This is a genomic window from Acinetobacter sp. NigerLNRRAM0016, assembly GCF_054112845.1.
Window position 1 is genome coordinate 1 of record NZ_JBSYVT010000070.1, and the last position, 8237, is coordinate 8237.

Annotated in this window: 8 protein-coding genes and 1 pseudogene; 5 read left to right on the top strand and 4 right to left on the bottom strand. The window is 33.8% G+C overall.

Features of this window, described 5'->3' with window-relative positions; translation table 11 throughout:
- Positions 1–152 (bottom strand): helix-turn-helix domain-containing protein (locus tag ACWQ4X_RS19210; protein ID WP_457904625.1); only part of this gene is annotated, 152 nt, incomplete at its 3' end.
- A 194-nt stretch (positions 153–346) separates the two neighbouring features.
- On the opposite strand from ACWQ4X_RS19210, the gene ACWQ4X_RS19215 reads away from it, so the two are divergent.
- Positions 347–598, top strand: coding sequence for a hypothetical protein (locus tag ACWQ4X_RS19215; RefSeq protein ID WP_119690364.1), 252 nt, complete (start codon positions 347–349; stop codon positions 596–598).
- 270 nt (positions 599–868) lie between these two features.
- Here the strand turns inward: ACWQ4X_RS19215 and ACWQ4X_RS19220 are convergent, their stop codons facing one another.
- Positions 869–1090 carry an antitoxin HicB gene (locus ACWQ4X_RS19220; protein WP_457904626.1) on the bottom strand — a complete coding sequence of 74 codons (222 nt, stop codon included), beginning with the start codon at positions 1088–1090 and terminating at the stop codon, positions 869–871.
- Positions 1091–1123: 33 nt separating this feature from the next.
- On the bottom strand, positions 1124–2323 hold the full coding sequence (locus tag ACWQ4X_RS19225; protein ID WP_457904620.1) for a tyrosine-type recombinase/integrase: 1200 nt from the start codon (positions 2321–2323) through the stop codon (positions 1124–1126).
- Positions 2324–2508: 185 nt separating this feature from the next.
- On the opposite strand from ACWQ4X_RS19225, the pseudogene ACWQ4X_RS19230 reads away from it, so the two are divergent.
- Positions 2509–2756, top strand: a pseudogene (locus ACWQ4X_RS19230) (tyrosine-type recombinase/integrase); the annotation flags it as partial.
- 131 nt (positions 2757–2887) lie between these two features.
- Here the strand turns inward: ACWQ4X_RS19230 and ACWQ4X_RS19235 are convergent.
- Positions 2888–5848: a DEAD/DEAH box helicase gene (locus ACWQ4X_RS19235; RefSeq protein ID WP_457904621.1), complete on the bottom strand. Its 2961-nt coding sequence runs from the start codon at positions 5846–5848 to the stop codon at positions 2888–2890.
- 270 nt (positions 5849–6118) lie between these two features.
- Here ACWQ4X_RS19235 and xseA point away from each other — a divergent pair, with 270 nt between their 5' ends.
- The 3 genes from xseA to ACWQ4X_RS19250 form a co-directional block, all read left to right on the top strand.
- Positions 6119–7381 (top strand): exodeoxyribonuclease VII large subunit, encoded by a 1263-nt coding sequence (gene xseA / locus ACWQ4X_RS19240; RefSeq protein WP_457904622.1) that lies wholly within the window; start codon positions 6119–6121, stop codon positions 7379–7381.
- The gene (gene xseB, locus ACWQ4X_RS19245) at positions 7374–7568 is read left to right on the top strand and encodes an exodeoxyribonuclease VII small subunit (protein ID WP_457904623.1); all 195 of its coding nucleotides are present in this window, start codon (positions 7374–7376) and stop codon (positions 7566–7568) included. The genes xseA and xseB overlap by 8 nt, the downstream gene beginning before the upstream one ends.
- A gap of 146 nt (positions 7569–7714) precedes the next feature.
- Positions 7715–8237: hypothetical protein (locus ACWQ4X_RS19250; RefSeq protein ID WP_457904624.1), on the top strand; the 523-nt coding region annotated here is incomplete at its 3' end.

Below are 8237 nucleotides of genomic sequence, written 5' to 3' on the forward strand. Positions count from 1 at the left end.
AACTTATCGGCGACTGGTAATTCAATACGTACAGCGCGGTCATAATACATACTTGTGAGCGTATTGCGATTGATACCTGTTGCATGCACCACTTCACTTAATTTTAAAATTTTTCTATCGCCCATGAGGCTAGATAACTTACAAGTAATCATATTTAAATTAATTTACAAAAAATAACTTGCTGTGGGTTATTTAAAGTTGTTGCCTGAGTAATACTTTGCTAAAATTAACCTACAGCAGGTTATTAAAACTTATAGAAAGTATAATTTATCTATTTCAACTAAATTATAACTTTTTAAGTATAAGGATTGAACCTGCATTAGATTATTTTGTGGAGATGACCGCCATGTTGCCAAATGAGTTATGGATCAGCCAGCAAGCTCGTGATTTAGGAAATCAACTAATTAAAGAAATGAACATCAATAGAAGTTATGGAATGGCTAATTTTCTTGGAGTAAATACTTGCTATGATAATCATCAGGCTGTACTTATTTGGACATTTCAACTACTTGAAAGGGAACCTGCCTTAAATGAATTAGCAGAAATTAGAAAATATTTTCTTTTAATCTTTCCAGATAGTGTTTATCAATTAGCCTAAGTTGTATTTAAAAATTAATTTTTTAAAATAAAAAGCACTAAATCAAAGAAACTTTCTGTAAAAATACCCATTAATTCATACGACTCACAGAATATATGAAGCATAAATTCTTGTTCCTGCTCTATCACTCACTCCTACTAGACATTAGTACAGACTAAAATTACATAGCTCTTTTTACTGATACTAAATGATTCATGTCCACACTACGTTCTGCGGCTTCGAGGGCTAGTTTTTGTTAAACCACTGAGAACAAGGACAATAAACTGACCACTATATTTTTCCAGAGAGTGGTGTAGGAACTTTTTCATTATTGCTAATCATATCAGCGACAACATCAGCAACGAGCTCCTCTATTCCTGAGAATGCTTTAGACTGATCCGCATCATGCCAAGACAATGATGGAAACTCAGCACACAACCCAACATACCCATTATCTTCTGCTGACCATGTAACACGGTAAGTATATTGTTTACTATCCATTTGACACCCCATCATGTTTTAAGTTTATGTATAAAAGTACGATTTTCACTTACTTGTACTTAAATAATCACCCCACCACTGCATCATTTCAGTCCGTTGAGCTAAATAGTCAGCGTGATTATAGCTGGCACGGGTACGGTTCTTATCAATATGTGAAAGTTGTGCCTCAATCCAATTATCTTGGAACAAACCTGAGTCATTCAAAATGGTACTAAAAGTAGAACGTAATCCATGAGAAGATAGTTGATGTTTGCCATACCCCATCTTACGTATGGCCATATTTAGAGTATTAAAATGAATCGGTTGATTGTGTTTGCGAGGGCTAGCAAAAAGGTATTTTTCACCGTATGACCACTGCATAACGTCTTTCAAAATCTCTAAAGCCTGATTTGAAAGTGGAACTAAAAAATCTGGAATCTCATGGCCTAATATGACTTTTCGTCGAAACTGTTTAATATGCAAGGCAGGTATTTTCCAAATTTTTTCTTTTAGATCAAAATGATGAGGCTCAGCCAATAACAATTCAGCCCCTCGTACGCCAGTATGCAATTTGAACATTAATGCTTTTTTAATAATGGGATGGACATCCAATTTTTGTAATTTATTCTTAAAATCAGATATATCCTCCGCTTTCAAATACGGATAATTTTTCTTAATTTTGCTGTTAATGGTGATTTTATTTAAACCATGAGCGATGTTGAACTCACAATAACCCATCGCTACAGCGTAGTCATAAATTTGGTTCAAATAACTACAAGCTTTTTTGACAGGTTCTTTTACTTGGCGTCCCTCTATTTTTTTGATTACTGAAACCAGGTCATAGCGCTTGATGTTTTGAAAAGGTAAATCCTGAAGGTCTGGATAAATATCTTGCTGTAAACATCTTTCTGCTAACTGCAGTACACCACAGCGAGGTAAATCATTAAATGCATTCTTCAGTTTGAACTGTAGCCATTCCTCCCCGACCTTACCAAAGGTGATGACATTAGAGAAAGTATCATGTTCAAAACAGAAATTATTGTCTTTAAAGTCATCTCTGACTTGTCGTGCCTTTTTCAGCGATAAATCAGGATAAAGTCCTAACTGAATGCGGCGACGTTTTTTTGTTTGTGGATCGGTATAGCGATAGCACCAAGATTTTCTTCCACTCGGCTCAATCTTCAGGCTAAGTCCATCTTCATCGGATAAAAAACAAGTTTTTTCCTTGCAATGAGCTTGGCGAACTTTAATTTCAGTAAGACTCATGAAATTTAAATGAAACCTATCAGAGGATTGATTGCATCAATTATATCAAACTAGAACGTTTTATATATGATGCGTAACCTACGCATCATATATATTTGTAATATATTGTTTTATATATTTATTATTAATAGAAATCTGTAACTAGTAACCAGTTTAAGTACCACCTCTACTTTTAGTTCCCAATAACTTTGCTTAAGTGTATGCATGAACAGCAACTTAAGGAAAAAGGCTAGGCTATACTGACTCAAAACAAAATCGAGTAATTACCACTCATGGTTTTAAGGCGACATTTCGTGACTGGGCTACTGATATGACCGATTATCCTCGTGAAGTTTGTGAACATGTCCTTGCACATAAATTACCTGATGAAGTTGAAGCCGCTTATTTACGTGGAGCTTATCTCGAAAAACGTAAAGCATTAATGGCTGATTGAGCTAAATTTTGTGAAAATAAAAAATAAATAGTATAAATTAATGCTTCTACCCTATTGGGAGAAGCATTGATAGATTAATTTCATTAGTGATGTAAACTAAATATCTCTTTCGTATTTCATCTGCATTATACTTATTTAATAATATAATAAGTTTCAGCATTCAAGGTCTGTTTAATAATACATGCCAACTGTCCTAATACTGATTCAACACGAGAGTTTAATTCAGAATAATCAAGGCTTGGTTGGACTAATACTATTTCTATAGTAACGTCATAAGTTCTATACTTTTTAATCAAAGCATCTAAATCTGACATTTCACCTAATATTAATCTACTATTTTTAGTCTTTTTATAAGTGTTATTCTCTCTAATCTTTAATTGTTTTAATGCTTTTATTGCATCAGATAATTTATCACAAGTTGAAAGAGTTTGCTGAACCAGCTCATTCACAGCTCCAATAGAAGATTTTGTACCTATAGCATATTTACAATGATATAAACGCATACATACTTTTTGCTGTTCTTCATCAATCCAAAATCCAACTAAATCTGCAAGTTCATTACTACCATCATCATAGAACAATATGTTCGGCTTATTTTCTTGAGATTGAAGTACATCAATTATTTTACCCTGAACAGAGTTTTTCACTGCCCCAAACTTCCAACTCTCTTTATTTATCTCCACCCCATTCCAGTCCAACTCAGTTACATTATCTTTTGCTAATGTGTAAGAATATTTGTTCTTATAACCAATTTTTTCATTTAAACTAATTACTTCAAAACCTGAAGTCCAAGCAACAAGCCCAAGTTTTTTGGGAAGTTCCTTAATAAAATCTGACTCACAATTAAGTTTTATTCTATTATAAGACTCGGAAACTAAAATAAAACCATGAGTTAAATCATAGATATAATCAAGTGTACAAAAATAATCATCTTCAAAATAAATCTTTATGGAGAAACATATTTTCTCTTCAGTTTGTTTAACATTTAAAACCTCATAAAAGCTAAAATTTAATATTTTTAAGCCCAACTCTCCTCTGATCCGTATCAAATTAACAGCCTTAGAAATTAAATCAACAGGTGAGATGGTGAGAATTTTAAAGTTAGCTAAGTTTTCAACACTAAATGGCTCAAGCATATTATTAACAAATGAATCAATAGGAATATTTTCATTATGAATTTTGTCATATAACGATTCACACCATTTGACCCATTGATAAATGTTAGCACTAGACATTGACCATGTGATACCCTTCCTAGAGCACCCCAAGCTATCTTTCTTACCGTCAATGTAACCATGGCCAAACAAATTTGATAATGCATTATTATTTAAATCTTGCTGTGTTAATTCTTTGTAGACATCTGTACCAGTAAACATTCTAAATCTTATATTTCTAGATGTTGATAACATGCCTAAATTTGCAAACGCTGAACGTTCTAGATCATAAAACATTCGAAATAACTCAGGAAAACTAAAGTTAATATAGCCTAAATCTTTTGCTAAATTCTGGACTAAATCCTTATTACTTCCATGAATAAATAAGTCAGTACCTTTTCTCAGAAATATGAATATATCGAACAAATCAAATTGTAACTCATCACTAGACACCCACATAGGGGTAACTTTCTTTCTTGACAAGATAATTCCTAAATTTTCTTCCCTAAAAATTGCAGAAATATAATTATCCGATAACTTATTAAAATATTTTTTAAGATTAGTTTTTTCAAAAATCTCGTTAATATCATCATCAATTTCTTTATAAATTGTTGCACTATTTTTAATATAGAATGAATTTGATGAGAATAATTTTCTTATAAGCTCATGATTATATTCACCATCAATTGAAGAACTAAAAAATTCTTCTGTCATTTTTTCTTTACTTAAATTCCCAATCAATAAGTTCCAATCTGCATCAGCCTGATAAAGCTCTTGAAATTGCTCTCCAATATCATCTGCAACAACATTTGAGATGATTGTTGCTTGACCTAGTTTTTTTGTTCTATTAACCCTTGTGAAACGACCTACTAATTGCATAAATATTGGCAAACTCTTACATTTTTTATGTAAAGCTAATATTTTTAAGTTAGGTAAATCATACCCTTCTCCAAACATATCAACACAAACGACTATTTGTGTTTTTCCTTCCTTTAATTTACTTTTATCTTCTTCATTTATTCCATCTTTGCTGGTTGCTAATAAAACTTCCATTTTTTCAGGGAAATATTCTTTTATTAGAGATGTATATAATTTTTTTAATTCTTTTGCATGTTTAATAGTAGAAGTTTTCACCATAAGAACATGCTCTAGTCCTGCAAGAATATCTTTCTGTAATATTTCCAATGCTTTCCTTGCGACAACTCCATCGGATTTCTCGTCATAATATTCATTGACAGCTTCAAATTGAATTTTCTCAAAAATACCTTCATCAAAAGCTTTTGCAATTGAATATTGATATATAAGTTTTCCTTCTAATTTTTTACCATCTCCTCTGTAAGGGGTTGCGGTAAATTGAAATATCTTCTTTTTTCTTTGGGTGAAATTATCACGAAGTTTTTTCCATGTTGGAGCTTCACTATGATGAGCCTCATCTAAGATCAACCTATCAAACTGATTTAAAAAAACCTTCAAATTTTCATCTTGGAATGAATTAAAAATTTGCGATGTTGCAACGACAATAAACTGTTCTTCTAAATCATGTTCAACAATTTTATCAATATCTTTTGGCTCTAACCTAGAAATAATAGGTTGTTCACTATTTTCAGGAAGAACCCCCCAATTAATATACTTTTTAAAATCGATTAGATCATCACTTATTTGTTTCCGTAAAGAGTCGGATGGAACAACGATTAGCGTCCTCTTAAATATTGCTTTAAATAACAATGATGCAATGACGCCCGTTTTTCCTGTCCCTGTAGGCATATTAATTATTACAGGTTCTTCTTCATCATTTAAATCATAGTCTAAACATTTAAGCAATGCTGACTTTTGAGGTAGCCTTAAGTCTGTTTCATGAATAGCTAGGGTAGATTTCCACGATGAAATTATCTGCTCTTTTGACTTATCACTTCCAGCATCAACTCTAACTAGCCCCATATTTAACCTGTTAAATTTATTGAAATAAATTCAATAATGATAGAATAAACCCTTTATAACAAGAGCTAATACTCCATAAAAATACATTGTTACAATCATGAAAGACCGCACCAAGCTAACAAAGGAAAGCCTCCTTTAATGGCTGCTGAACCTCTACTTCAAATTCGGTTATTTATAGGAGGATTACCGGTCAAGAATTCTTCATTCTCAATTTGCACTTCTAATCCTGCTTTTATAATATCCAACCATACATTCTAAATTCTAAATCTAATGTCAGAACCTCAGTTTTCCTTAAGCGAATATTTATCTACTGTTCAGGAAGTGATTCTGGTTGCTTTCAATGAACCTGTATGGGTAAAAGCTGAGATTAGAAACTTAAGTATCAAAGGTGGACATTACTATTTAGAGCTTGCTGAAAAAGACGAACATACGGATAAAGTAGTCGCCAGCTGCAGAGCAACCATCTGGAAGTTCTCTGCGGCTAAAATTGTTCTTAAGTTTGAGCGTGAAAGCAAAGTTGGGCTTTCTAAGGATCTCAACGTACTCATTAAGGTTAAAGCTCGCTTTGATCCTCAGTACGGCTTTTCAGTCAATGTCGAAGATATTGATTCAAGTTACACATTAGGTGATATTGCACGGCGCTATCAGCAAATTCTTGAAAAGCTAACTACTGAAGGATTGGTAAATAAGAACAAGGGGCTTCCAACACCCTTCGATATACAAAATGTCCTGGTTATTGCTCCTGAGAATGCTGCTGGTTTGGGAGACTTCCGAAAGGATGCCGATGTTCTAGATCGCGCTGGTGTGTGTCACTTTGTCTATCACTCAGCAACATTCCAAGGTAATACAGCCCCTACAAGTATCATTGAATCTTTAAGTGCAGGTTTAAGGCAATGGGCAACTGATTTTGACTCCCCTCCTGATCTGATCGTCATTATTCGTGGTGGTGGAGCAGTTAATGATCTGGCCTATTTGAATGACTATGATTTGGCTGCCCTTCTCTGTAAACGTTCAGTACCAATCTGGGTAGGTATTGGCCACGAAAAAGACCGTACAATTTTAGATGAAGTGGCCAACCGCTCTTTTGACACCCCGAGTAAAGTCATTGGTGGAATTCGAAATCTGATCCAGGAGCGAGTTCAGAACGTGCTTGAATCACTACAGAAGATAAAGCTGCTCTCTCAACATCAAATCACGGCGTATCAAGGTCAGAATGATCAATACATCAAAGTCATAAAGACGCTTGCTCAAAACCAAATCAATGAAGCAAACAGAACACTCGAGTCAATGAAGAGCGATACCCAGTATTTTGCTCAATCTCAATTGAAACTTGCCTCTACTCAAATTGAAGGCTTACTCCGTGAGACTCTTTTACAAAACCCTAGAAATGTAATGGCAAAAGGCTACGGGATTGTCCGTAGTGAAGGTAAGGCTATTCGTTCTATCCAACAAATATCAGGTAAAGCCATCCAAGTAGAACTGCAGGATGGTCTAATCGAAGCCAATGTGACACAGGTGATTCAAAATGACTAAGAAAGAATTAAGCTTTAAAGAGGGATTCGATATTCTGCAGAAAAATGCTGAGCTGCTTGAATCCCAAGAACAGCCTGATATCGATAATTTAATGAAGATCGTTGAAGAGTCGATGAATGCTTACAAAGCCTGTAAGTCACGTGTAGAGGCTGTGCAACAGGCTTTGGATGAAACATTTAAAGATTAAAGCTAGATAACAAATCACTTTTTTATACTTCTTTCTTTATTTGAAGTTTGATGAGCTAAACTTCCGAATATGGTTGATATTTTCAAGAAGTAATACTGATCACTCTCATTTCAATGATTATCAAAAATTCATATAGGAAAATAATTTTGACATCTTTACTTTCAGCAACTGTAAAAAGAAATGGGTATTTTGAGTTGAGTTTTGATGACTATAAGTCTTTTAAAGATTTTATCAGCCCTGAAAACTATAACTTGCAAGAACTAATGACACGGTTGAGATATGAGCATGAAAATATAGCCCCTATTAATTTACCAAGTTTTGGCTCTATACCTGCACCATTACCGACCATATATGATGAAGTTGTTTTCCGTGGGCAAGCAAACACTATGTGGGGTTTAACCCCATCATTGTTCAGAGAGACAACAATGCATCACATTTCTACCCCTAAGGATATAGTCAAAGAAGAATATTTAAATCTTATTGAATTCCAAAAGCTTTGTGATCAAGCTGGAGTACAAATACCTGGTGACTCTTTTAGTAGAAGGAAATCTCAAGAAATAGTTCTTTCGAACTTTGATCTTAATCACATGGATGACTTTTGGAATAATGAATTTATTGGTAAGCATCCGGCTAACACAGCCTTACCAAGCGATCCTATAAGCCTTAATT

Coding starts and splice junctions, on each gene's coding strand:
- ACWQ4X_RS19215 (WP_119690364.1), top strand. CDS start 347: ATGTTGCCAAATGAGTTATGGATCAGCCAGCAAGCTCGTGATTTAGGA.
- xseB (WP_457904623.1), top strand. CDS start 7,374: ATGACTAAGAAAGAATTAAGCTTTAAAGAGGGATTCGATATTCTGCAG.
- ACWQ4X_RS19235 (WP_457904621.1), bottom strand. CDS start 5,848: ATGGGGCTAGTTAGAGTTGATGCTGGAAGTGATAAGTCAAAAGAGCAG.
- xseA (WP_457904622.1), top strand. CDS start 6,119: ATGTCAGAACCTCAGTTTTCCTTAAGCGAATATTTATCTACTGTTCAG.
- ACWQ4X_RS19225 (WP_457904620.1), bottom strand. CDS start 2,323: ATGAGTCTTACTGAAATTAAAGTTCGCCAAGCTCATTGCAAGGAAAAA.
- ACWQ4X_RS19220 (WP_457904626.1), bottom strand. CDS start 1,090: ATGGGGTGTCAAATGGATAGTAAACAATATACTTACCGTGTTACATGG.